At 62.7% G+C, this 21,890-nt stretch carries 27 protein-coding genes; 16 read left to right on the top strand and 11 right to left on the bottom strand.

Going from position 1 to position 21,890, the window contains the following annotated elements; translation table 11 throughout:
* The 5 genes from ABI546_RS17890 to ABI546_RS17870 all read right to left on the bottom strand — a co-directional run.
* On the bottom strand, positions 1 to 2,015 hold a 2,015-nt coding region (locus tag ABI546_RS17890), incomplete at its 3' end, for an efflux RND transporter permease subunit (protein ID WP_348048710.1).
* Between the two features lie 12 nt (positions 2,016 to 2,027).
* On the bottom strand, positions 2,028 to 3,221 hold the full coding sequence (locus ABI546_RS17885) for an efflux RND transporter periplasmic adaptor subunit (protein ID WP_348048708.1): 1,194 nt from the start codon (positions 3,219 to 3,221) through the stop codon (positions 2,028 to 2,030).
* Positions 3,218 to 3,919, bottom strand: coding sequence for a TetR/AcrR family transcriptional regulator (locus ABI546_RS17880; RefSeq protein WP_348048706.1), 702 nt, complete (start codon positions 3,917 to 3,919; stop codon positions 3,218 to 3,220). The genes ABI546_RS17885 and ABI546_RS17880 overlap by 4 nt, the downstream gene beginning before the upstream one ends.
* A 173-nt stretch (positions 3,920 to 4,092) precedes the next feature.
* Entirely contained in the window at positions 4,093 to 4,239 is a 147-nt protein-coding gene (locus tag ABI546_RS17875; RefSeq protein WP_348048704.1) for a hypothetical protein, read from the bottom strand.
* A 72-nt stretch (positions 4,240 to 4,311) separates the two neighbouring features.
* Positions 4,312 to 5,508 carry an acyl-CoA dehydrogenase gene (locus tag ABI546_RS17870; RefSeq protein WP_348048702.1) on the bottom strand — a complete coding sequence of 399 codons (1,197 nt, stop codon included), beginning with the start codon at positions 5,506 to 5,508 and terminating at the stop codon, positions 4,312 to 4,314.
* A 167-nt stretch (positions 5,509 to 5,675) separates the two neighbouring features.
* Between ABI546_RS17870 and ABI546_RS17865 the strand changes: the two genes are divergently transcribed.
* From ABI546_RS17865 to msrA, 3 genes are all read left to right on the top strand, one after another.
* Positions 5,676 to 6,569 carry a LysR substrate-binding domain-containing protein gene (locus ABI546_RS17865; protein WP_348048700.1) on the top strand — a complete coding sequence of 298 codons (894 nt, stop codon included), beginning with the start codon at positions 5,676 to 5,678 and terminating at the stop codon, positions 6,567 to 6,569.
* Between the two features lie 184 nt (positions 6,570 to 6,753).
* On the top strand, positions 6,754 to 6,978 hold the full coding sequence (locus ABI546_RS17860; RefSeq protein WP_348048698.1) for a hypothetical protein: 225 nt from the start codon (positions 6,754 to 6,756) through the stop codon (positions 6,976 to 6,978).
* 103 nt (positions 6,979 to 7,081) lie between these two features.
* On the top strand, positions 7,082 to 7,624 hold the full coding sequence (gene msrA / locus ABI546_RS17855; RefSeq protein ID WP_348048696.1) for a peptide-methionine (S)-S-oxide reductase MsrA: 543 nt from the start codon (positions 7,082 to 7,084) through the stop codon (positions 7,622 to 7,624).
* A gap of 279 nt (positions 7,625 to 7,903) precedes the next feature.
* On the opposite strand, the gene ABI546_RS17850 is transcribed toward msrA, so the two are convergent.
* Both ABI546_RS17850 and ABI546_RS17845 read right to left on the bottom strand, forming a co-directional pair.
* Positions 7,904 to 8,884, bottom strand: a complete 981-nt coding sequence (locus ABI546_RS17850) for a succinylglutamate desuccinylase/aspartoacylase family protein (RefSeq protein WP_348048694.1) — start codon at positions 8,882 to 8,884, stop codon at positions 7,904 to 7,906.
* Positions 8,885 to 9,068: 184 nt separating this feature from the next.
* Positions 9,069 to 9,692 (bottom strand): TetR family transcriptional regulator, encoded by a 624-nt coding sequence (locus ABI546_RS17845; protein WP_348048692.1) that lies wholly within the window; start codon positions 9,690 to 9,692, stop codon positions 9,069 to 9,071.
* Positions 9,693 to 9,793: 101 nt separating this feature from the next.
* Here ABI546_RS17845 and ABI546_RS17840 point away from each other — a divergent pair, with 101 nt between their 5' ends.
* The 4 genes from ABI546_RS17840 (at position 9,794) to ABI546_RS17825 (ending at position 12,214) form a co-directional block, all read left to right on the top strand.
* Positions 9,794 to 10,975: an FAD-dependent oxidoreductase gene (locus ABI546_RS17840; RefSeq protein ID WP_348048690.1), complete on the top strand. Its 1,182-nt coding sequence runs from the start codon at positions 9,794 to 9,796 to the stop codon at positions 10,973 to 10,975.
* Positions 10,976 to 11,083: 108 nt separating this feature from the next.
* The gene (locus tag ABI546_RS17835) at positions 11,084 to 11,353 is read left to right on the top strand and encodes a hypothetical protein (RefSeq protein ID WP_348048688.1); all 270 of its coding nucleotides are present in this window, start codon (positions 11,084 to 11,086) and stop codon (positions 11,351 to 11,353) included.
* Between the two features lie 41 nt (positions 11,354 to 11,394).
* Positions 11,395 to 11,856, top strand: coding sequence for a hypothetical protein (locus ABI546_RS17830; RefSeq protein ID WP_348048686.1), 462 nt, complete (start codon positions 11,395 to 11,397; stop codon positions 11,854 to 11,856).
* Positions 11,857 to 11,929: 73 nt separating this feature from the next.
* The gene (locus ABI546_RS17825) at positions 11,930 to 12,214 is read left to right on the top strand and encodes a hypothetical protein (RefSeq protein ID WP_348048684.1); all 285 of its coding nucleotides are present in this window, start codon (positions 11,930 to 11,932) and stop codon (positions 12,212 to 12,214) included.
* 39 nt (positions 12,215 to 12,253) lie between these two features.
* On the opposite strand, the gene ABI546_RS17820 is transcribed toward ABI546_RS17825, so the two are convergent.
* Genes ABI546_RS17820 through ABI546_RS17805 form a run of 4 tightly spaced genes read right to left on the bottom strand, consistent with a single transcriptional unit; the run spans position 12,254 to position 15,048 of the window.
* The gene (locus tag ABI546_RS17820; RefSeq protein WP_348048682.1) at positions 12,254 to 13,159 is read right to left on the bottom strand and encodes a metal ABC transporter substrate-binding protein; all 906 of its coding nucleotides are present in this window, start codon (positions 13,157 to 13,159) and stop codon (positions 12,254 to 12,256) included.
* A 55-nt stretch (positions 13,160 to 13,214) separates the two neighbouring features.
* Entirely contained in the window at positions 13,215 to 14,120 is a 906-nt protein-coding gene (locus ABI546_RS17815) for a metal ABC transporter permease (RefSeq protein WP_348048680.1), read from the bottom strand.
* The gene (locus tag ABI546_RS17810; RefSeq protein ID WP_348048678.1) at positions 14,117 to 14,899 is read right to left on the bottom strand and encodes an ABC transporter ATP-binding protein; all 783 of its coding nucleotides are present in this window, start codon (positions 14,897 to 14,899) and stop codon (positions 14,117 to 14,119) included. Before ABI546_RS17810 ends, ABI546_RS17815 begins: the two co-directional genes overlap by 4 nt.
* Positions 14,893 to 15,048 (bottom strand): hypothetical protein, encoded by a 156-nt coding sequence (locus ABI546_RS17805; protein ID WP_348048677.1) that lies wholly within the window; start codon positions 15,046 to 15,048, stop codon positions 14,893 to 14,895. Before ABI546_RS17805 ends, ABI546_RS17810 begins: the two co-directional genes overlap by 7 nt.
* Before the next feature lie 176 nt (positions 15,049 to 15,224).
* Between ABI546_RS17805 and ABI546_RS17800 the strand changes: the two genes are divergently transcribed.
* The 9 genes from ABI546_RS17800 to ABI546_RS17760 form a co-directional block, all read left to right on the top strand.
* Positions 15,225 to 15,788 carry a Fur family transcriptional regulator gene (locus ABI546_RS17800; RefSeq protein ID WP_348048675.1) on the top strand — a complete coding sequence of 188 codons (564 nt, stop codon included), beginning with the start codon at positions 15,225 to 15,227 and terminating at the stop codon, positions 15,786 to 15,788.
* Positions 15,785 to 16,441 carry an ATP-binding cassette domain-containing protein gene (locus tag ABI546_RS17795; protein WP_348048674.1) on the top strand — a complete coding sequence of 219 codons (657 nt, stop codon included), beginning with the start codon at positions 15,785 to 15,787 and terminating at the stop codon, positions 16,439 to 16,441. Before ABI546_RS17800 ends, ABI546_RS17795 begins: the two co-directional genes overlap by 4 nt.
* A gap of 11 nt (positions 16,442 to 16,452) precedes the next feature.
* Positions 16,453 to 17,655: an FtsX-like permease family protein gene (locus tag ABI546_RS17790; protein ID WP_348048712.1), complete on the top strand. Its 1,203-nt coding sequence runs from the start codon at positions 16,453 to 16,455 to the stop codon at positions 17,653 to 17,655.
* A 7-nt stretch (positions 17,656 to 17,662) separates the two neighbouring features.
* Positions 17,663 to 17,947, top strand: coding sequence for a hypothetical protein (locus ABI546_RS17785; RefSeq protein ID WP_348048673.1), 285 nt, complete (start codon positions 17,663 to 17,665; stop codon positions 17,945 to 17,947).
* A gap of 53 nt (positions 17,948 to 18,000) precedes the next feature.
* Positions 18,001 to 18,582, top strand: coding sequence for a DUF3299 domain-containing protein (locus tag ABI546_RS17780; protein WP_348048672.1), 582 nt, complete (start codon positions 18,001 to 18,003; stop codon positions 18,580 to 18,582).
* A gap of 156 nt (positions 18,583 to 18,738) precedes the next feature.
* Positions 18,739 to 19,701, top strand: coding sequence for an AEC family transporter (locus ABI546_RS17775; protein WP_348048670.1), 963 nt, complete (start codon positions 18,739 to 18,741; stop codon positions 19,699 to 19,701).
* A gap of 19 nt (positions 19,702 to 19,720) precedes the next feature.
* Positions 19,721 to 20,083: a DMT family protein gene (locus tag ABI546_RS17770; RefSeq protein WP_348048668.1), complete on the top strand. Its 363-nt coding sequence runs from the start codon at positions 19,721 to 19,723 to the stop codon at positions 20,081 to 20,083.
* 241 nt (positions 20,084 to 20,324) lie between these two features.
* Entirely contained in the window at positions 20,325 to 20,972 is a 648-nt protein-coding gene (locus tag ABI546_RS17765) for a DUF47 domain-containing protein (RefSeq protein WP_348048666.1), read from the top strand.
* 127 nt (positions 20,973 to 21,099) lie between these two features.
* On the top strand, positions 21,100 to 21,890 hold a 791-nt coding region (locus ABI546_RS17760; protein ID WP_348048664.1), incomplete at its 3' end, for an inorganic phosphate transporter.

Raw genomic sequence — 21,890 nt, 5'->3', positions numbered from 1 at the left:
TGCGTCACGGTGATGCCGGGTACCTGTTTGAGCCGCTCGCGCAGCACGCCCGACATGTCGTCGACGCTGCGCACCCGCGCCTTGCGATCGACCAGGCGCACATAAATGCTGGCGTACATCTTGCCCTGGGCGTTGCCCGTATTCAGCGTGGCCAGCGTGTATTTCACTTCGGGGAATTCGCGGATGATGGCTTCCACCTGCCGCGCCTTGGCTTCGGTGGTTTCCAGCGAGGAGCCCACCGGCGTATAGAAGTTGAGCGAGGTTTCCGAGAAGTCGGCCTTGGGCACAAACTCGGTACCCAGCAGCGGCACCATAAAAATGCTGGTAATAAAAATCACCACCGCCAGGGCCAGCGTGGCCAGCTTGTGACCCAGCGACCAGCGCAGGATTCCCTGGTAGCTGTTGCTCAGCGAATCGGTGGCGCGGTCGAACAGACCGGTCACGCGGCCTATGGTCTTGTCGTAGAAGGTAACGGGCACTTTTCCGGCATGTCCTGAGCCTGTCGAAGGATGCGCTTCTATGGAAGGGTCGTGCCAGATACTGGAGAGCATCGGGTCCAGCGTGAAGCTCACGAACATCGAGATCAGCACTGCCGCCACGATGGTCACGCCGAACTCGTGGAAGAACTTGCCGATGATGCCGCCCATGAAGCCAATCGGCAGGAACACCGCCACGATCGAGAACGTGGTGGCCAGCACAGCCAGGCCGATCTCCTGCGTGCCGTCGAGCGAGGCCTGATAGGGCGCCTTGCCCATCTGCACATGCCGCACGATGTTTTCGCGCACCACGATGGCGTCATCGATCAGCAGGCCCACGCACAGCGACAGCGCCATCAGCGTGATCATGTTGATCGTGAAGCCGAACAGGTTCATGAACAGGAAAGTACCGATGATGGAGATCGGGAGCGTCAGCCCGGTGATCACCGTGGAGCGCCAGGAGTTCAGGAACAGGAAAACAATCAGAACCGTCAGCAGTGCGCCTTCTATCAGCGTACGGCGCACGTTTTCAACGGCCACGCGAATCGGCCGCGAACCGTCGGTGATCAGCTCCAGCCGTGCGCCGGGCGGCAATTGCGGCTGGATGTCCTTGATGGCCTGGTTCAACCCGTCGACCACGGCAATGGTGTTTTCGTCCTGGGCTTTTTGCACTGAGAGCAGCAGCGTGCGCTGGCCGTTGAACAGCGCCAGGCTGTCGATTTCCTGCGCACCGTCGGCAATGCGTGCCACCTGGTCCACCGTGATCGGCGAGGCGCCCTTGCGCGCCACGATGATTTTTCCGAAATCTTCGGGCCGCTTCATGCGCGCATCGATCTTGACCACGCGCTCCTGTTGCAGCGAACGGATGGCGCCCACCGGCAAGTCCTGGTTTTCATTGCGCACGGCGTTGACCACCTGGTCGGCCGTGATGCCCAGCGACTCCATGGCCTGCGGGTTCAGGTAGACATTGATCTCGCGCTTGGTGCCGCCCACCAGCGTGACCGAGCCCGCGCCGCGCACGTTCTCCAGGCGTTTTTTCAACACCTGATCAGACCAATTGGTCAGCTCCACGGCTGACATGGCAGCGCTGCCCTTGGTGGCGTCCGGAAGCACAGCGACTGACCAGATGGCCCGACTCGCCGGGTCGAAGCGCAGCACGCGCGGTTCTTTGACTTCGTCGCGAAAATTTGGGCGGATGGCGGCGATTTTTTCGCGTACATCTTCGGCGGCACGGCGCCCGTCCACGTAGAGCTGGAACTCCATGATGACGACCGACTGGCCTTCGTAGCTGCGCGATGTAAGCGCGTTGATGCCGGCGATCGAATTCACGCCTTCTTCAATTTTCTTGGTGACTTCGCTTTCAACGATCTCGGGCGATGCGCCGGGGTATTCGGCGGTGATGACGACCACCGGAAAGTCGATATTGGGGAACTGGTCGACCTGCATGCGCTGGTATGAGAACAGCCCCAGCACCACGATGGCCAGCATGACCATGGTGGCGAACACGGGATTCTTGAGGCTGACCTGCGTGAACCACATGCGCGTGAGTCCTCAGGGCGCCGGTTTGGCAGGTGCACTGGCCGCTTGCGCTGCAGCCGGAAGTTGCGTGAAGCGCACCTTGGTGCCCTCACGCAATGCACCAATTTCACCGCGAATGACCAGCGCGCCATCGGCCAGGCCTTTGACGGCGACCACGCTGTCTTTGCCGGCGTTGCCACGCGCGCCGAGTTCGACGCTCTTGTGCACCACCACATCGTTTTCAACGGCCTGCACATAGGGCGCGGGCTTGTCGGTGCGCACGGCGCTGACCGGCACTGACAGCAGCGAAGCGCTGGCCGTGCCCAGCGTGCCCTGGGCAAACAGTCCCTGGCGCAGGGGCGGCGCGCTGGCGTCGCCTGCTGCACCCGGGTTGTCGATGCTGAGGTAAGCCAGCACGCTGCGGCTACCGGCCTGTGCCGTGGGATTGATGCGCACCACCCTGGCCGTGACGGGCTGCCGGCTGCCTTCAATCTGCAACTGCGCGGTCTGGCCCACGCGCACCTCCATGGAGTCGGTGGCGCTCAGGGTGGCTTCCAGCTCGAGCCGGCTCAGGTCCACGATTTCGACGATCTTGGTGTCGATGCCGACGCGTTCACCGGGTTGCGCCAGGCGCTGCGACACCTGGCCGGAGATGGGCGCTTTCAGGATGGTGTCGTCCACCGATTTGGCGGCGACCTCGGTGGCGGCGATGGCAGCCCTGTAGGTGGATTTCGCCGCGTTCAGGTTGGCCAGCGAGGTGTCGAGCGCGGTCTTGGAGATAAAACCCTGGTCGACCAGCGCCTTGTTGTTGTCGTACTGGCGCTGCACCACATCCACCTGCGCTTTGGCCGACTCGGCCTGTTCGCGGGCCTGGCGCACGCGTGACTGGTATTCCGTGGCGTCGATGCGTGCAATCACCTGGCCGGCCTTGACCACATCGCCTTCGCGGACCGTGAGCCCCTGCAGTTCGCCGGCTACGCGCGCCTTGATGACGGCGGAGTTCACGGCCTTGAGTGAGCCCGACACCGGAAGCCCCTGAACCACCTCGCGCGTCTGGGCTTTGACCACATCGGTGGCGGCCAGCTCAACTTGTCCCATGTCCTTGACGGCGGTGCTGGCGGCGAGCGCCTGTTGCTGGGCCTTGCGGGCAGACAGCGCGCGCAGCACCCCGCCCACGATGAGCAGCATGATGACCAGGGCGACAGCCCATTTGACCCAGCGTTTCATGCCTGGGCTTTCACCGGTTGCCGTACAGCCGTGGCGGCCGGGGCACTGATGCCGTTCAGGATGGTTTCCACCTGGAAGGCGAGGTATTTTTTCGGGTCGAGAAGGATGTTTTCGCTCAGGCACACACCAGCGGAATGCTTGGACAGGATCAGGAAAATCATGGGCGCAACCACGGAATAGACCGCATAGTCCAGGTCCAGTGAGCGGAATTCACCGCGGTCCATGCCGCGCTGCAGGATGCAGCGGATGAGTGCTTGCCCCGGCTGGATGACTTCCTGCTGATAGAAAGCGGCGATGTCGGGGAAGTTCTTGGCTTCGCTCATCATCAGCTTGGTGATGCCCGAGGCGCGTGTCGCGCCCACGCGCTCCCACCAACTGGTCATGCAGTAGGCCAGCAGTTCAGGGGTGGTGCCCTCGAACACGTCCAGTTCGGCGCGCCATTCGGTAAAGCGGCCCGAGATGTTCTCGCGCACCACGGCCTTGAACAGCTCTTCCTTGCTCTGGAAGTAAAGGAACAGCGTGCCCTTGGACACACCGGCGCGCGCAGCCACTTCTTCGGCGCGGGTGGCGGCAAAGCCTTTTTCTACAAAGAGGTCAAGCGCCGCGTCCAGCAGTTCGCCGGGGCGTGCTTCCTTGCGGCGCTCGCGCTTGGCGGCGACCGCAGAGGTTTTGTCGCAAAAGAGTTTGGAAAGTGACATAGTTACTGACTGACTGGTTAGTAATATATCTGCTTACTTTCCGACCGTCAACCCAAACCGCGTAGGCTACACCGGGGGCGGGGAGCCTGAAGGGTTCAGAACGGTAAACCCGCGGTAAAGCCGCAAGGTGCCTGTTCGTGTTCACTGACCTCTGGCGTCTGTGGGGCAGCTCGCTAAACAGGCGTGAACCGGCCTATGGCCAGCGCCAGCCCGGCTTGCTTTCTGCGCCAGGCCAGCACGGGCCCCAGCAACAGCATCAACAGCGAAACGGGCGGCAGCCCCAGGCTGGCCAGTGCGGGCTTGAGCGCGCCGAATCCCATGTGCGTTATATGTTGCTATGAAAAATATAGCTGCTTGCGCGCGTTCTTATTGGCCTGCAGGCCAAAACCCCATCAATAAAAGGCTTGCAAGCCAGTTTGTGCGCGGCCCAGGATCAGCGCGTGCACATCGTGCGTGCCTTCATAGGTGTTGACGGTTTCCAGGTTGATCATGTGGCGGATGACGTGGTATTCGTCGTGGATGCCGTTGCCGCCGTGCATGTCGCGCGCCAGGCGGGCGATGTCCAGCGACTTGCCGCAGGAGTTGCGCTTGATCAGCGAAATCATCTCGGGCACCGCCTTGTCTTCGTCCATCAGCCGGCCCACACGCAGGCAACCTTGCAGGCCCAGCGTGATTTCGGTTTGCATGTCGGCCAGCTTCTTTTGAATGAGCTGGTTTTGCGCCAGCGGGCGGCCGAACTGCTGGCGGTCCATGGTGTATTGGCGGGCGCGGAACCAGCAGTCTTCGGCGGCGCCCAAAGCGCCCCAGGCGATGCCGTAGCGCGCTTTGTTCAGGCAACCGAACGGGCCCTTGAGGCCGCTCACGTTGGGCAACAGATTGGCCTCAGGGACAAACACGTCGTCCATCACGATCTCGCCGGTGATCGAGGCGCGCAAGCTCATCTTGCCTTCGATCTTGGGCGCGCTGAGGCCCTTCATACCTTTTTCGAGCACAAAGCCGCGAATGCTTTCCTGGCCGCCGACCTTGCCGTCCGGGTCTTCCAGCTTGGCCCAGACGACAAACACGTCGGCGATCGGGCTGTTGGTGATCCACATCTTGGCGCCCTTGACGATGAAACCACCGTCCACGGGCTTGGCGCGCGTCAGCATGCTGGCCGGGTCAGATCCGTGATTCGGCTCGGTCAGGCCAAAGCAGCCCACCCATTCGCCGGTGGCCAGCTTGGGCAGGTATTTTTGCTTTTGCGCTTCGCTGCCGTAGGCGTTGATCGGGTGCATGACGAGTGAGCTTTGCACGCTGATCGCGCTGCGGTAGCCGCTGTCGACGCGCTCGACTTCGCGGGCGATCAGGCCGTAGGCCACATAGCTCAGGCCCGCGCAGCCATAACCTTCAATGGTTGACCCCAGAAAGCCCATGGCGCCGGCTTCATTCATGATCTCGCGGTCGAATTTTTCGTGGCGGGCGGCCATCAACACGCGCGGCTGCAGTTTTTCCTGGCAAAAGGTGTGGGCGGCGTCGACGATGGCGCGTTCTTCTTCGCTCAGTTGTTCCATCAGGAAAAACGGGTCTTGCCAGTTGAAGGTGGTTTTCATGGTCTGTCTCCTTGGGGGCTTGCGTGGGGCTTGGTTAGCGAGTGTAGGGGCGCGGGTTAATGACGCCATGCGGGCCTGTGTTGGGCCCGGAGCACACAACATTGTTGGACAGGCATGAATAGTTGTCTAATATCAAATAACTATTCAACGATATAAAAAACATATTCATGGAATTTCGCCACCTCCGGTATTTCCTCGTCCTGGCCGAAGAGCTGCACTTCGGCCGCGCCGCCCGGCGCCTGTCGATTTCCCAGCCGCCGCTGTCGCTCAACATCCAGCAGCTGGAGGCCTCTGTCGGCGCGAAGCTGTTCACCCGCAGCAGCAAGCAGGTCGCGCTGACGGCCGCCGGCAGGGCGTTTGTGCCGGCCGCCCGCGCGCTGATTGACCAGGCCGCACAGGCAGCCGGCCACGCACGCGATGTGGGGCAGGGCATGGCCGGCAGCCTGGCCATTGGCTTCTCGGGCACCATGCTTTACAGCGGCTTGCCCCGCATCCTCGAGCGCTTCCAGGCCGGCCATCCCCTGCTGCGGCTGACCCTGAAAGAGCTCAGCTCCAGCGAACAGCTGATCGAGCTGGCGCATGACCGGCTCGACCTGGGATTTGTGCACACCACGCGCGTGCCGCCCGAGCTCTCGCAGGTGCTGGTGTCCAGCCAGGCTTTCGTGTGTTGCCTGCCGGCCGGCCATGCGCTGGCGCGCAAGCGTTCGGTGTCGCTCAGGCAATTGCAGGGCGAACCCTTTGCCGTGGTGTCGCGTGCGGTCTCGCCCGACTATCACGACCGCATCCTGGCCGTTTGCGCCGAAGCCGGCTTTTACCCGGAAATCCGCTATGAGCTGCGCCATTGGCTGAGCGTGGTGTCGCTGGTGGCGCAAGGCATGGGCGTGGCGCTGGTGCCGGCGGCGCTCAAGCAGTCGGCCATGGCAGGCGCGGCGTTTGTCCCGCTGGACGTCGACACCATGCCCTATGAAACGTATTGCCTCTGGAAAACCGCCCGCGACCACCAGGCGCTGGCGGCGTTTGTCAAAGCGGTGCGCGCGATTGCGCCGGCCTCAAAGCCCTGAAGGTTCTGGCCCGGCGCCCCCGCGAAAGACCTTGGTAAAAGTATGTCCACTGCTGGGGGCATAAAGCTGCCACCATGGGGCAGTTCATAGTCTTCAGGAGAACGGCATCAACCCGTATATCTGGTGTGTGGTGGGTGTTGTCCTCGGTGGGCTCGCCTGCCTTCTTGCGAACACCCGCGAAAAAATGCTCGTTCTTGAGAACCTGGGCGTCGGCGTGTTCGGCGCCTATATCGGCGGCGACTTTGTCGCATCCATGCTCAGCGGCGGCAAGACCACCGACACGGTTTTCAGCATGGGCTCGCTAGGCTTGGCCGTTGGCGGCGCCGTTGTCGCGCTGGGCCTGCTGCGGCTCATGCGCCGCGCAGTCGGCGTCCAGCACGTCACCAAAGGCCCGCGCCGGCGCGATTGAGCCGGTCCGCCGCAAGGGCAATCCGCTCCCCCGGCCAGGCGCCAAACGCTGCGGCGTAAGATTGCCGCTCCCCGTACGACCAACGGATTTCAGCGGAGTTTTCATGTCTTCTTCCACCCAAACCATCACGCTCGGCGGCGGCTGCTTCTGGTGCACCGAGGCGGTGTACGTCAAGGTGCGCGGCGTCACCGACGTCGAATCCGGCTACAGCAACGGCCAGGCCGCGCGGCCCAGCTATGAAGAGGTCTGCAGCGGCCGCACCGGCAGCAACGAAGTCGTCAAGCTCACCTACGACCCGGTCGCCATCACGCTCACGGAAATCCTCGAAATTTTTTTCGTGATCCATGACCCGACCAGCCTGAACCGCCAGGGCAACGACGCCGGCACGCAATACCGCAGCGGTATTTATTACGCCACGCCCGAACAAAAGGCCGAGATCGACGACTTCATCCGCCAGGTCAGTCAGGACAAGACCTTTGGCAAACCCATCGTCACCGAAGTGCTGCCGCTCGAAAACTACTGGCCAGCAGAGACCTACCACCAGGACTACTTCGAAAACAACCCCAACCAGGGTTACTGCGCCTTCGTGGTCGGCCCCAAGGTCGACAAATTCCGCAAGACGTTTGCGTCACGCGTGAAGGACTGAGCGGGTTCAGCGCGATCGCTATCAAATAGATAGCTGCTCGCGCTCGTCCCTGTTGGGTTGCAGCCGGTTTTTATGCTGAAAAAACGTGTTTTCGAGCGGCTGGGGCTGCCTGGAAGGGTCTTTTTCAGGTGTTTCCAACGGGTTTTAGCCCGGTTTGATGCGGGAATCCCGCTATTTATCGATGAAATCGGCCTGTAAGCCAACAGGGATGAGCGCAAGCAGCTATTAAAAATATAGCAACACTGTGCCACGCCCGGTCTGACCTGAACCCTTGAACGCCTAAACCCGCCGCTGCGCGAAGTAAAACCATTCTTGGCCGACTTCGCCGCGCGGGTTCGGGAACACGATGAAGCCATCGGCCGGTGCGTCAATCGCTGCGCCGCCATCCCGCGTGCCAATCGCCTCGCCGGCTTTCACCGCGTCAAAGCTGCGCCACTCGCGCGCGAAGGTATCGCCCGCATGTTCGCGGTCCACCACGTCAACCAGCCGCAGGATCTCGCGCTCCATCGGCTCCGGCGACGGTTTCTGCGCTATCAACCCCAGCAGGCCCAGCGTTTGCAAAATGGCATGCCGCGCCACCTGCACCGCCTGCGGGTCGTCATGCTGCCCGCACTCTAGCGTCACGCCGTAGCCGCCGCGTGAGCGCATGTATTCCGTTGTTCCCACGCCGTAATTGGTGTCCGTCACCAATGACTGCGCACGCGTGCCGCCGCCATTTGCGGCAGCGGCCACACGCCGCTGCACGCCACGCGCATAGGTGTCCAGCCAGCCTTCCACGATGCGGTGCGGCCCGGTGTGCAGCGCCAGCTGCATTTCTTCAGCGGCGTGGCTGAAAGGCTCCAGCGCCCCGGTGTTGTTCTGCGGGCCGATCATCACAAACGGCGCACCGCCAGTGTGAAATGAATGCAGGTCCAGCAGCACATCATGCGCATCCAGCAGCGGGCACAGCACATTGGCGATGCGGTCCTCAAAATCCTGCGGAATCGCGCTGGGCGCCATGTTGCGGTTCAGGTTGCGATCACCCATGCGCTGCTTGCGCTGGTAGGCCAGTGGGTTGGTGATTGGCACAAAAGTGACCGTGCCGCGCTCGATGCTGAGCTGGCCCTTGTCGATTTCTTCAAGCAGCTGCGTGATGGCCCGCGTGCCGCAGGTTTCGTTGCCGTGCACAGCGCCGGTGACCAGCAGGCGCGGGCCGGGGGCGAGGCCATGGAAGATGTGGCTGCGCAGATGGGTTGGGTTGGCGGAATGATTGGAGGTCATAGGCATGCACCGTTGTCGGTGGTGACGTTGATGGCTGGTATGACTTGGTTATACAGCGGTTTGTAGGGGGTTGACGCGCCTTACGGGGCTGCGGCCCCTATGACGAGCGGTGTATTGGCAACTGGCCGATGCCGCGCAGGTGGAAGCCCGATGCGATAGCGGGAAAGTGCACAGTCAACTGGACTCAACTGTCATAAAGATAGGCCTGGACGGTAGGGCCGACACGGCGCACGATCTCTGCGCGTTTTAGCCCGACCACAGGCGGCAACTTGAGTACATAGCGGCACAGGGCCAATCCCAGGATCTGCGAGGCGATCAATCCTGCGCGCGCAGCGGCTGCCGGGCGCGGTTCGCCGCACAGCTTGGCAATCAACGGGGCCATTTGGGTGGCAAAAATTTCCTGCAGGCGCGCGGCGGCCGCTTCGTTGGTGACGGCAGTGCGCAGCAGGGCCATCAGGGTTTCGTCTTCTTCCCAGCGATTGAGGAAATGCTCTACCAGCGCGGCGCCCACGTCTTTGCGCGGCATCTCGCTCAAGTCTGGCAGGCGCAAATCGAACTCGGCGGCTGCCGCAAACAACTTCTCCTTGTTGCCGAAGTAGCGCATGACCATGGCAGGGTCGATCTCGGCCGCCGCCGCAATCGCACGGATGGTCGCCGCCTGGTAACCACTGGCGGCGAACTGCTCGCGAGCGGCCGCCAGGATGGCGGATTTGGTGGCGTCGGAGCGGCGGGGCGGAGGGGATAGAGGGGATAGAGGGGATAGAGGGGATAGAGGGGATAGAGGGGATTCGGGGGGTGTTTCGGCCATGTCAACAAGTATAAGTCAACACGTGTTGACAAGTTCGACGAGGCGGATTATGATTGCCAACAGTTGTTGACCAACACTTGTTGACTTTTTTGGAGCAAACCATGACCTTTCCCTCTAGCCATCCTGATTCTTCTGCCTCACCCGCGGGTTTCGACACCGACGTCCTGATCGTCGGCGCCGGCCCCACCGGCCTCACGCTGGCCGCATCACTACTGGCGCGCGGCGTGCGCACCTCTGTTATCGACCGGCAGGCTGAAGGCGCTAACACCTCGCGCGCGGCGGTCGTTCACGCCCGCACGCTGGAAGTGCTGGAGCCGTTGGGCGTCACCGAACGTCTGGTTGCGCGCGGCATACAGGCCCGGCAGTTCACCATCCGCGACCGCGACCGGGTGCTGATGCCCATCGGTTTTAGCCAGCTGCCCACGAAGTACCCGTACACGCTGATGGTCTCTCAAGCCGTCACTGAGAGTGTGTTGCTGCAGCGCCTGGTGGAGCTGGACGGGCAGATGCTGCGACCGCGCACATTGGCCGCCCTTGTACAAGACGAATCAGGCGCCACAGCCACGCTGGACGACGGCAGTCGCGTGCGTGCGCGTTTTGTTGTGGGGGCCGACGGCATGCACAGCGCTGTGCGCGAGAGCGCGGGCATCGCGTTCAACGGCGGCAGCTACGGTGAATCGTTTGTGCTGGCTGATGTGCGCTTGAGCGGCGGCGTGCCCAGCGACGAGGTGATCCTGTATTTTTCGCCTGCCGGCATGGTGGTGCTGGCCCCGCTGCCGGGTGGTGTGCACCGCGTGGTTGCGACGGTCAATGACGCCCCGGAGCAAGCCGATGCCGCTTATGTGCAGGCGCTCCTTGACGCACGCGGGCCGCAACGCGAACGAGCCCTGGTGCAGGAGGTGGTGTGGAGTTCCCGCTTCCGCGTGCACCATCGCGTGGCCGAAAGCTACCGCGCCGGCCGTATCCTGCTGGCAGGCGACGCTGCCCATGTGCACAGCCCGGCCGGTGGCCAGGGCATGAACGCCGGGATTCTTGACGCCATCAGCCTCGCGAATGCACTGGAGCAGGCACTGGCCGGCAGCACGACCTCGCTTGATGCCTACGCCGCAGAGCGGAAACCGGTGGCTCACCAGATCGTCGCCCTGGCTGACCGCTTGACGCGGCTGGCCACGGTTAGGCCCGGGTTGCGTGCGCTGCGAAACATCGTGATGTCAGTGGTCTCCCGTTTGCCACAGGTGCGCAGGCGTCTGGCGTGGCTGCTGTCGGGTTTGGTTTACCGCTGATGAGGCGACGGATGTTTCCGCTAACAGGCCTGGTCTGGCGTGCCTATGATGATGCGTTCGCACACTCTGAACATACCCTGAACATCTCAAGTTCACTACGGAGGCACCATGGACGCAGACCTTGAAGGCTTGTCACGTGAGCAACTCGTCGATGAAGTGAAAAAGCTCCGCCAGGGCATTCGCGAGCATCGCGACAGTACCGGCCACGAGCTGTGTTGGCACCACCCGGCGCTGTGGGCGCTGCTGCCGCAAAAAACAGACCCGCTACCCGTCGTGCCCGACTGGCCGCAGTTCATTCGCGGCTGTATTCACTACCGTCAGTCTCTTGACGAACAGTTGCCTGATGCGCCCAGAAGCCATGAACCGTACGGCGACTAGCCCGAGCGTGGGCTAATTTGCCGTCTAATCCACCGACACCGATGCGAAATATCCTTGCACTTCTTGTCCTGGCCGGCCATGGTCTGAGCTCTTTCGGGGCCGAATCGATGGAGGGAATGTGGCTCACGTGTATCCCGGAGATCGGACGCACTCCGTACAGCCTGTACTCCGTCGAGCGAGACGGTTCCAGCTACCAGGTGAACAAAGAGTGGGGCCAGATGTACTCGTCGTCCGGGCGCGCCACACGCGTTGACGGGGCCTTGGTATTGCGAGGCTGTATGTATTACGGTGGCGAGCCGGTTGACAACTGTGATCCGCAGAACCCTCCTGTCGTTTCGAAAAACTTTGTGTCACCACGGCCCATGAAGTCGCGCAATGTGGCTACCGCGTTCAAACGGGGAGAAGCTATCAGGACAAATCCGGGGTCGTGGCAAAAACTGGCGGCGCAGTGTGAAGCGTTTGCTCAAAAAATGGAAGAGAGAGCGCTTGAAAAACCACAGTGAAATTCTTTGGGCCCGACGCCGCGCCCTTTCTGTCATCGAATGCTAAAGACGATGACATGAACGGGCCTGTGCCATGAGTGACGCTATTCGCCGCATTTTGTCGTGGGTGCTTATTCCGCTTTTGGTCGCGCTGCCGCTGGCCTTGTTTGCCAGCTATGCGGCTCTTCAGCACAACCCGCAGGGCGAGTTCTGCGCCTACGTGGCGCACGCGGCATCGGCGAACTATATGCACGAGGGCATGGCCTGCGACATCCAAGGGGGTGCACTGGGGCTTGTTCTGGGATCTTGGCTTTTCGTACAGGTTCTGATCGGGACGGTGGCGCGCGTGGTGCTGTCCGCATTTCGCGGCGCTAAGTGAGACGCCGTCCTTCCGATTGCGACGGCATGACCTGGTACCTCAGTTCTGCCTGATCCCGGCCACCAGCTGCATCACGTTATGCCGCATCAGCTGAAGATAGCTGCCGGCCGGCCCATCGGCTTTTGACAGCGCATCGACATACAGCGCAGGGCCGGGCGTTACACCGGCGTCCTTGGCTAACTGGGCCAGCAGCTTGGGGCTGCTCATGTTTTCAAAAAACACGGCCTTGATTTTTTCGCGCTGGATCTGCCGGATCAGTTGGGCGACTTCTTTTGCGCTGGGTTCGGCTTCGGTGGAAATTCCTTGCGGGGCAAGAAAACTGACCTGGTAGCGTTTGCCGAAATACCCGAAGGCATCGTGGGACGTGATGACCTTGCGTTTGGCCGCCGGGATGGCGCTGAGTTGCTCTTGGGCCCATGTGTCCAGTGCCTGCAATTCCTTCACATAGGCTTCGCTGTTGCCCTGGTAAGTGGCAGCGCCCGCGGGGTCGAGCCGGGCCAGGGCCGCGGCGATGTTGCGGACATACAGCACGACGTTCCCCGGGTCTTGCCAGGCGTGCGGGTCGGTTTCTTTTTGGCCTTTTTCACCGGGCATGGTGCGCGCCTTGACGCCTTGCGAGGCCACGACTGCCTGGCCCTTGTAGCCCGTGGACTTGACCAGTTTCTGTGCCCAGGGCTCAAACCCCAGGCCGTTGGTGACCAGCAACCGGCCATGCACCAGGCTTCTGGCGTCCGCCGGTTTGGGTTCGAACACATGCGCGTCTTCGTCGGGGCCGACCAGGCTGGTGACGGCCACGCCGTCGCCGCCGACGACGCGGACGAGGTCGCCCAGGATGCTGAAGCTGGCGACGACGGGAATCTGGTCGGCAGCCACGGCGGCGGTGCCGGCGACGAGCAGCGCGGCGCCGATCAGGGGTCTCAGCAGTGCGCGGGCGAAGTGGTTCATGGAAAGCTCCTGAGTGGATAAAGAAAATGAGAAAGAAAATGGAAAAGACAGGAGGTCACGCCACGCGATGCCCGCGCGTGAAGACGCGCGGCAGCCAGCCGCCCGGCGCCAACAGCAGCGAGGCCGCATACAGCACTCCGGCGCAGCCGATGATGGTCGGCCCCGAAGGCGTATCGAGGTGGTAAGACAGCAGCAGCCCGGTGTAGCCGGCCAGCATGGCCTGCGCGCCGGCATTGGCAAGCTGCGCGGGCAGGGTGTCGTGCCACAGGCGCGCCGACACTGCCGGCAGCATCATCAGGCCAACGGCCATGAGCGTGCCCAGGGTCTGAAAGCCGGCCACGAGGTTGATGACCACCAGCATCAAAAAGCCCTGCTGCCAGGCCCACTTGAACGAAGCACTGCGGCCGGTGGCGTTGAGGAACAGCGGGTCAAAACTCTCCAGCACCAGGCCGCGGTAGGCGGCCGCCAGTGCGACAAGGCTGATGCTGGCTACACCGGCCACGAGCAGCAGCCCGGGCGTGTCGACGCCGAGCGCGCTGCCGAACAGGATATGCAGCAGGTCGAGTTGCGTGCCGTGGCCGGAAATGAGCGTGACGCCGAGGGCCAGCGCCACGAGGTAAATAGCAGCCAGGCTGGCGTCTTCTTTCAGTGCGGTGGCGCGGCTGATGAAGCCGGCCAGCGCTGCCACCAGCATGCCGGCAATGACACCGCCCGCGGCCATGGCGGTGAGTGACAGGCCGCACAGCATGAAGCCGATGGCGACGCCGGGCAGGATGGCGTGGCTGAGCGCGTCACCCAGCAGGCTCATGCGCCGCAAGGTCAGAAAAACACCCAGGGGCGCGGCGCTGAGCGACAACGCCAGCGTGGCCACCAGCGCGCGGCGCATGAAGGCGTAGTCGGCGAACGGCGCAAAAAGCAAAGCCCACGCGCCGTGAAAGGCCTGCACCGCAGCGTCCATCATGCGGCGGCCTTTTGCCGCGGGGCTAGCTGTAGTGCTGCGGGCGTGGCGGATGTGCCGTCGATGCGGCAGGTCTCCGCAGTGTCGTCCCATGCCTCAGCCATCACACGGGCTCTTGCCAGATGGTGTTCGGTCATGACCTGTGCGGTCGGACCCCAGGCGACGGCTTCGCGTGCCAGCAGCAGCGTGTGCGGAAAGTGCGCACGCACCTGGGCGTCGTCGTGCAGCACGGCAATCACGGTGCGCCCCTGGGCATGCCACTCGTGGATCAAGGCCAGCAGCGCGGCGGTGGTCTTGCTGTCTATCGCGGTAAAGGGTTCGTCCAGCAGGATCAGGCGGGCGTCCTGCACCAGCAGGCGGGCAAACAGCATGCGCTGAAACTGGCCGCTGGACAGTGTGCTAACAGGCCGTGTGGCAAACCCTTCCAGGCCGACGGCGTGCAGGGCCTCGCCGACGGCGGACCATTGGCCATTGCTGACGCCGCCCCACGCACCCTGCGAAGGCCAGCAGCCCAGCAGCACGGCATCGCGCACGTCCATCGGGAACCCGCGGTCCAGTTCGGCCAGCTGCGGCAGGTAGGCAACGCGGGTGCGGGGAATCGCGGTCGTGATGGTGCCGCCCGAGTGGGGCAGCAAACCCATGATGCTTTTGCACAGCGTGCTTTTGCCCGCGCCGTTGGGACCGACCACTGCGGTCAGCGAGCCCGCCGCGAAGTGACCGCTGACGTGGTGCAGCGCCGGGTGCCGCCGGTAGCTGACCGTGAGGTTGTGCAGCGTCACCATGGCGCGATTTCCGCTGAAGCCCAGGCAACTGCCAGCCAGAGCAAGGCCACGGTCGGCACCACCGCGAGCACGCGCTGCCAGGCGGGCCAGGCGAGCAGGCTGTGGCGGCGTGAGCCGGGTGTAAGGGAGGGAGGGTGTGAGGCTGGCAAGGAAATCGTCTTTACAAACAGGATGAGCCGAAAGGCCGAAAAAGCCATTGAGTTGCGGTAATAATGCAACTCGATTGCTTTATAGTTTAATGCAACATTGTTGCGTTATTGTGGGGATGCTGCAAAATTTGCCGGCATTTCTTTTCTGGCCAAACCTTTTCGAACGGTTTTATTCCATGGCATCTGTCCAACCCATTCGGCGCGCCAAAGCGGATTCCGGCATTACCGCGGCGACTGATCCGATTGATGCGCTGTTGTCGGCCCACGGCCTGCGCCGCACCAGCGCCGCGCGCCTGGTGCTGGGCTGGTTGCTGGCCCACCCTGACACCAGCTACACGCATGCGCAGCTTCAGGCTGCGTTGGGCAGCGACGGTGACGCCGGTGAAGGCGTCACGCTGGACCGTGTGACGCTTTACCGCCTGATCGACCGCCTCACGCAGGTCGGTTTGCTGCTGTGCCGCGTGGACGCCAACCGTGTGCGCCGCTACCAGGCCATGCCGAGCAGCGTGCACGCCATCCCCCACTTTGAATGCCAGAGCTGCCACCGCGACAGCCCGCTGGCGGGCGCGCTGTCGGGTAAGGCATCGTCTGGCGCGCTCAAGGCCAGCGCCAAAGACCTGGAGCGCGCTGCGCAGACGGCGCTGGCAGCGTTGAAAGCTTTGGGCTACCAGGGCATGAGCATGGACTTTGCCGTGCGCGGCGTGTGCGCCGACTGCGCGACCGGCGCGGCCTCTGCATGATCAGCACGCGCCAGCTGGCTTACCGCTACGCCAACGGACCCGAGCTGCGTTTTGCGGACGTGGAGGTGGCGCAGGGCGGCACGTTGCTGCTGCGCGGCGCGTCGGGCTCGGGCAAATCCACCTGGCTGGCGCTGGCGGCGGGTTTGCTGGCGCCCGGTGAGGGCGACATCACGGTGGCCGGCCAATCGCTGAAGGCGCTGGGCGGGCGCGCCAGTGACGCGTGGCGTGCCAAAACCATCGGCTTTCTGCCGCAAAAACTTCACTTGAGCGCTGCGCTGACGGTGCACGGCAACCTGGCCATGGCGCAGTGGGCCGCCGGCCAGCCGGACGATGACGCCCGCATTGCTGAAGCGCTGGCCGCGCTGGATGTGCAGGCCTTGGCTGATCGCAAACCGTCTCAACTGTCGGGCGGGCAGGGGCAGCGTGTGGCGCTGGCGCGCGCGGTGCTGCTGAAGCCCTGCGTGATCCTGGCCGATGAACCCACAGCCAGCCTGGACGACGACGCAGCGGCGGCGTCGCTGGCCTTGTTGCGCGCCGCGGCGCAGCAGCAGGGCGCCACGCTGGTGATTGCCACGCACGATGCGCGTGTACACGCCTTTTTTAAAGATAAAAAAGGCCTCCAGTCCTTATTGGTCCAGCGCAAGCAGCTATGAAAACAATAGCATTGAACACCGTCGCATTTTCGTGGCGCTACCTGTGGTCGCGGCCGCTGGCTGCAGCGCTCAATCTCCTGCTGCTCAGCCTGGGGCTGGCGTCCATCACCTTCGTGTTGCTCGTCAGCCACCAGATCAGCCAGGCCTTTGACCGCGACCTGGCCGGCATCGACGTGGTGGTGGGCGCCAAGGGCAGCCCGATGCAATTGATCCTGTCGGGCGTGTTTCACCTCGATGTGCCGACGGGCAATGTGCCCTTGGCCGCGGTGAAGGCACTGGAGACAAACCCCCAGGTTGCCAAAGTCATTCCAATCAGCCTGGGCGACAGCTTCAGGGGCTTTCGCATTGTGGGCACGACGCCTGAATACATCCGGCATTACGACGCGCAGCTGGCACAGGGTGCGCTGTGGGCCAAACCCATGCAGGCCGTCATTGGCGTGCAGGTGGCGCAGCAAAGCGGCCTGAAAGTAGGTGACAGTTTTACCGGCACGCACGGCCTGGGCGGCGGCGGCGAAGAGCACAAGCTGAGTCCGTATGTGGTGTCGGGCATCCTGGCCGCAAGCCACACCGTGCTGGACCGCCTGGTACTGACCGCAACCGAATCCGTCTGGCAGGTGCATGAGACCGACACCGCGCTGGATGACGACGACCGCAAGGTGCTGGAAGAGGAGCGCGAGGTGACGCTGGCGCTGATCCAGTACAAGTCGCCGCTGGCGGCCGTGACTTTTCCGCGCTACATCAACAGCAGCACCGAGATGCAGGCCGCTGCGCCGGCGCTGGAAATCACCCGCCTCTTGAGCATGGTGGGCGTGGGCACTGATGTGTTGCGCGCGCTGGCCGGCGTGCTGCTGCTGACCGCGGGCCTCAGTGTTTTCATCGCGCTGTGGGGCGCCGTGCGCGAGCGCCGCGCCGACCTGGCCTTGCTGCGCATGCTGGGTGCACCGCCCGCCCGGGTGGCCGGCCTGCTGCTGTGTGAGGCGCTGTGGCTGGCGCTGTTGGCTACCGTGCTGGGTGTGCTGGTGGGTCAGGGCCTGACGGCATTGCTGGCCTGGGCGCTGCAGCTTGAAAAAGCTGTCCTGATCGGTGCGCTGTCGTGGCCGGTCGAGCTGGTCAGTGTGCCGGTGCTGGCTTTGGGTGTGGCGCTGGTGTCTGCGTTGCTGCCCGCCTGGGAAGCCTACCGGGTCAGTGTGTTTGAACTTCTCCAATCAAGGTAATTTTTTTATGACAAAACTCTCTTCCATCAAAAAATTTCTCACCCTGTCTCCTGTGGCTGCAGCGTTTGCGGCGGTAGCCCTGAGCGCGACTTTTTCCATGGCTCATGCGCAGCACAGCGACAAGGAAACCAAGGAAGACATCCAGCGCCACCGCGCCATGGCAGCCGCCCATGAAAACGCCGCCAAATGCCTGGAGGCAGGCAAAAAAGATGAAGTCTGTGAAAAAGAGCTGCAGGCCGCTTGCAAAGGCCTGGCCGTCGGCAAATACTGCGGCATGAAGCACGTCCACTGACCTTTACTGAGACATCCGCTGACGTGGCCTGACCGTTTTTTCTGGAGCATTGCATGACAGCCTCTTTTCGCGTTCGCACGCAAAGCCTTCATGGCCTGAAGTGGGCATTGGCCTGCGGCTCGCTGCTGACTGCTGCCGGCCTGTCGGCACAAACGCTGTCTTCGCCGCTGGCGAGCGGTGGAAAACCGGTCGCGGCAGGGCCGGCGTTTGACGTGCCGGTCGGGCAGGGCGCGGGCGTGCACGGTGCCAACAGCCCGTTTCCGCCGCTGTCGGCGCGCAGCGATGTGGTGCCTTGGTCGGTGCTGACGGCGGTGAAAACCAAAAACGACAAGAACCGGATTCTTCCGGTGTTTAACCTGGAGCAGATGGCGCTGAACCAGAAGACGCAGCGCATCCAGGGCTTCATGATGCCGCTGGACCCGGGCGAAAAGCAAAAACACTTTTTGCTGTCGTCGGTGCCGCTGACCTGCGCCTTCTGTCTGCCGGGCGGGCCCGAGAGTATGGTCGAGGTCAAGACCAAAACACCGGTGAAATACAGCATGGAGCCGGTGGTGGTGGAGGGCCGTTTTCTCGTCCTCAACGATGACTCCTACGGGCTTTACTACCGCATCACGGACGCCACCGGTGTCAAGTGAAAGGCGCGGCGCCGCGGGCCTGGCGGGATGAAGCTGGCCTTGCGCTTTCCCACAAAATTCCGGTGGCCGCGTTGGCGTGGGTGCTGGTGGCAACGCTGTTGCTGGCGCAGTGGCTGGGGGTATTCCAAGGTCGACTCCGCACGCTAAGATTGCGTGATGAATCAGCTTGTCTTCGTGTCCCTGCTTCCCGTCGTGTTGTTGATTGCTACAGGTTTCGTAGCTGGCCGCGCACAGTGGATAAGGCCTGGCGCGATAAAAGACCTTTCAAACCTGATCTTCCTGCTGCTTACACCGGCGCTGCTGTTTCGCACCATGAGCAAGGTGCGTGTTGAGCAGCTGGATTTCAAACCGGTCCTTGCCTATTTTCTGGCCGTGATCATTTTGTTTGGCGGCACCTTGCTGCTGCAGGGCTTTAACCGCCGCGCGGCTGTGCTGGCGCTGGCCAATACTTTTTCGAACACTGTCATGATCGGCATCGCACTGATCGGGCTGATGTACGGACCCGAGGGCCTGGTGACACTGTTCACGCTGGTGTCGGTGCACTCGCTGGTGCTGTTGACCAGCGCCACGGTGGTGCTGGAGCTGGCGGTAGCGCATGAGCAAAAGCTGGGTACGACCGACGAAGTCACCAACGCACCGCGTCACCCGGTGGCCACAGTGTTGATGGCGGTGAAAAACGCGTTGCTGCATCCGGTGCCGTTGCCCATCATGGCCGGCTTGCTGTTTGCACAGACGGGCCTCACGATTCCTGTGGTGATCGACAAACCGCTGGAACTGCTGGCCAATGCTTTTGGCCCGATGGCGCTGGTGCTGGTGGGCGTGACGCTGGCGAACACGCGTGTCGGTGAACACTGGCGCCAGGCCCTGGCGCTGGCAAGTGTCAAAAACCTGCTGCACCCGTTGCTGGTGTTTGGCCTGTGCCGTCTGCTGGGTGTGGGTGGCGTGCCGATGGCGGTGATGGTGGTGGCCTCGGCGCTGCCCATCGGCGCCAATGTGTTTTTGTTTTCCCAGCGCTACAAGGTGGCGGAAGACCTGATCACCGCCAGCGTGGTGGTGTCGACGGCGCTGGCGCTGGTGACGCTGACCGTGGTGCTGTTGCTGGTCGGGCGTTTTGCCTGAGTCAAGAAAAGGTGACCTGATGCAGTTTTTTCAATCGTTGCCGGTCTCGGCGCAAACCATCGGCTTGCTGCTGCTGTCCAACATTTTCATGACCTTTGCCTGGTACGGGCACCTGAAAAACCTGGCAACGTCACCCTGGTATGTCGCCGCACTTATCAGCTGGGGCATAGCGCTGTTCGAATACCTGCTGCAGGTACCCGGCAACCGCATCGGTTTCACCCAGTTCAGCGTGGGCCAGCTCAAGATCATGCAGGAGGTGATTACGCTGACTGTGTTCGTACCTTTCGCGGTGTTCTATCTGAACGAGCCGCTGAAACTCGACTACCTCTGGGCCGCGCTGTGCATGGTCGGCGCGGTCTACTTCATCTTCCGCTCCGCCTGATTTGGCCGTTCTTTAGTCGAGCAGGGGCCGCGGGACTGGCTTCGCCAGACCGCAGGCGCAGCGGCCCCCGAGGGGCTGGAGCCCGGCGGCTCCAAGCCTGCCTGCGCAGGCGTGGACGGGCGACAGAGGCGAAGCGTCTCGCGAGCCGCGGCCTGCAAGGCCTCGGGAGCGACACGCAGTGCGCGACCGTGGGGGCGTTACACTTTCGTCATATTTTTGACTTACTTCCTGAGGAACTGACATGCTGTTTGGCAAATTGCTGCCGCGCGAAGGCAATTTTTTCGAGATGTTCAACCAGCATGCCGCGCGCATCGTGGAGGCTGCGCAGGCTTTTTCGAAGCTGGTGGCCAACTACAGCGATGTGGAAAAGCGCGAGGCATTCAACCGCGAAGTTGACCATGCCGAGCGCGCCGCCGACCGCATCACGCACGACGTGAACCGTGCGCTGCACAAGACCTTCATCACGCCGATCGATCGCGAGCAGATCCACAAGCTCATCAACACCATGGACGACGTTGCCGACCTGATTCAGGATTCGGCGGAAACCATGGCGCTGTACGACGTGCGCCACATGACAGACGACATCGTGCGGCTGACCGACCTGAGCGTCAAATGCTGCGAACGCCTGCAGGAGGCCGTTGCACTGATTGCGAAAGTCAGTGACCCCGCAACGGCAGAAGCCGCGCTCAAGACCTGCGAGGAAATCGACAAGCTCGAGTCCGATGCCGACCGTGTGATGCGTTCGGCCATGAGCCGGCTGTTTCGCGAAGAGCCCGATGTGCGTGAAGTCATCAAACTCAAGGCTGTGTACGAGCTCCTGGAAACTATCACCGACAAGTGTGAAGACGTGGCCAATCTGATCGAGGGCATCGTCCTCGAGAACTCCTGAAGATGGCAGCCCCCGCGCTCCTCGCTTCGCGTAGTTCGCTGCCCCCCGAGGGGGCTGGCCTTGCTTGGGGCGGCCCTGCGGTGCGGCCCGGCGCGTTAGCTTCCCTAGCCAACTCATTGAGATAAGTATGCAAACCGTACAGGCCTCCCTGTGGGTGGTGTTCCTGCTGGTATTTCTCGCGATTGCCTTCGACTTCATGAATGGCTTTCATGACGCGGCCAACTCGATTGCCACGGTGGTTTCGACCGGCGTGCTCAAGCCGGGGCAGGCGGTTCTGTTCGCCGCCTTCTTCAATTTCCTGGCTTACTTCATCTTTCACTTGAGCGTGGCGGCGACCATCGGCAAGGGCATCGTGATGCCGGGCGTGGTGGATACGCATGTGGTGTTCGGTGCGCTTGCAGGTGCCATCACCTGGAACATCGTGACCTGGTACTACGGCATTCCGAGCAGTTCATCGCATGCGCTGATCGGCGGCATCGTGGGGGCGGTGATCGCCAAGGCCGGCGCGAGCGCGCTGGTCGCCTCGGGCGTGTTCAAGGTCGTCGCTTTCATCTTTGTCTCGCCACTGCTGGGTTTCGTCCTGGGCTCCCTGATGATGGTGCTGGTGGCGTGGCTGTTTCGCCGGTCAACGCCGTCGCGGGCCGACCGGTGGTTTCGCCGCCTTCAACTGGTTTCGGCGGGCGCCTACAGCCTGGGCCATGGCGGCAATGACGCGCAGAAAACGGCCGGCATCATCTGGCTGCTGTTGATTGCCGCCACCACCAGCCAGGTGCAGGGTTTGCCGACCTGGATGATGGCCACCACCGAGCACTTGCCCATCTGGGTGGTGATCGTCTGCTACATCGCCATCGGCTTCGGCACCATGTTCGGCGGCTGGCGCATCGTGAAAACCATGGGCCAGAAAATCACCAAGCTCAA

It is taken from the genome of Polaromonas sp. (genome assembly GCF_039932935.1).
GTDB lineage: Bacteria > Pseudomonadota > Gammaproteobacteria > Burkholderiales > Burkholderiaceae_C > Polaromonas.
This window is presented reverse-complemented; position numbering and strand designations above follow the sequence as displayed.

Coding starts and splice junctions, on each gene's coding strand:
- ABI546_RS17885 (WP_348048708.1), bottom strand. CDS start 3,221: ATGAAACGCTGGGTCAAATGGGCTGTCGCCCTGGTCATCATGCTGCTC.
- ABI546_RS17880 (WP_348048706.1), bottom strand. CDS start 3,919: ATGTCACTTTCCAAACTCTTTTGCGACAAAACCTCTGCGGTCGCCGCC.
- ABI546_RS17875 (WP_348048704.1), bottom strand. CDS start 4,239: ATGGGATTCGGCGCGCTCAAGCCCGCACTGGCCAGCCTGGGGCTGCCG.
- ABI546_RS17870 (WP_348048702.1), bottom strand. CDS start 5,508: ATGAAAACCACCTTCAACTGGCAAGACCCGTTTTTCCTGATGGAACAA.
- ABI546_RS17865 (WP_348048700.1), top strand. CDS start 5,676: ATGGAATTTCGCCACCTCCGGTATTTCCTCGTCCTGGCCGAAGAGCTG.
- ABI546_RS17860 (WP_348048698.1), top strand. CDS start 6,754: ATGCTCGTTCTTGAGAACCTGGGCGTCGGCGTGTTCGGCGCCTATATC.
- msrA (WP_348048696.1), top strand. CDS start 7,082: ATGTCTTCTTCCACCCAAACCATCACGCTCGGCGGCGGCTGCTTCTGG.
- ABI546_RS17850 (WP_348048694.1), bottom strand. CDS start 8,884: ATGACCTCCAATCATTCCGCCAACCCAACCCATCTGCGCAGCCACATC.
- ABI546_RS17845 (WP_348048692.1), bottom strand. CDS start 9,692: ATGGCCGAAACACCCCCCGAATCCCCTCTATCCCCTCTATCCCCTCTA.
- ABI546_RS17840 (WP_348048690.1), top strand. CDS start 9,794: ATGACCTTTCCCTCTAGCCATCCTGATTCTTCTGCCTCACCCGCGGGT.
- ABI546_RS17835 (WP_348048688.1), top strand. CDS start 11,084: ATGGACGCAGACCTTGAAGGCTTGTCACGTGAGCAACTCGTCGATGAA.
- ABI546_RS17830 (WP_348048686.1), top strand. CDS start 11,395: ATGCGAAATATCCTTGCACTTCTTGTCCTGGCCGGCCATGGTCTGAGC.
- ABI546_RS17825 (WP_348048684.1), top strand. CDS start 11,930: ATGAGTGACGCTATTCGCCGCATTTTGTCGTGGGTGCTTATTCCGCTT.
- ABI546_RS17820 (WP_348048682.1), bottom strand. CDS start 13,159: ATGAACCACTTCGCCCGCGCACTGCTGAGACCCCTGATCGGCGCCGCG.
- ABI546_RS17815 (WP_348048680.1), bottom strand. CDS start 14,120: ATGATGGACGCTGCGGTGCAGGCCTTTCACGGCGCGTGGGCTTTGCTT.
- ABI546_RS17810 (WP_348048678.1), bottom strand. CDS start 14,899: ATGGTGACGCTGCACAACCTCACGGTCAGCTACCGGCGGCACCCGGCG.
- ABI546_RS17800 (WP_348048675.1), top strand. CDS start 15,225: ATGGCATCTGTCCAACCCATTCGGCGCGCCAAAGCGGATTCCGGCATT.
- ABI546_RS17795 (WP_348048674.1), top strand. CDS start 15,785: ATGATCAGCACGCGCCAGCTGGCTTACCGCTACGCCAACGGACCCGAG.
- ABI546_RS17785 (WP_348048673.1), top strand. CDS start 17,663: ATGACAAAACTCTCTTCCATCAAAAAATTTCTCACCCTGTCTCCTGTG.
- ABI546_RS17780 (WP_348048672.1), top strand. CDS start 18,001: ATGACAGCCTCTTTTCGCGTTCGCACGCAAAGCCTTCATGGCCTGAAG.
- ABI546_RS17775 (WP_348048670.1), top strand. CDS start 18,739: ATGAATCAGCTTGTCTTCGTGTCCCTGCTTCCCGTCGTGTTGTTGATT.
- ABI546_RS17770 (WP_348048668.1), top strand. CDS start 19,721: ATGCAGTTTTTTCAATCGTTGCCGGTCTCGGCGCAAACCATCGGCTTG.
- ABI546_RS17765 (WP_348048666.1), top strand. CDS start 20,325: ATGCTGTTTGGCAAATTGCTGCCGCGCGAAGGCAATTTTTTCGAGATG.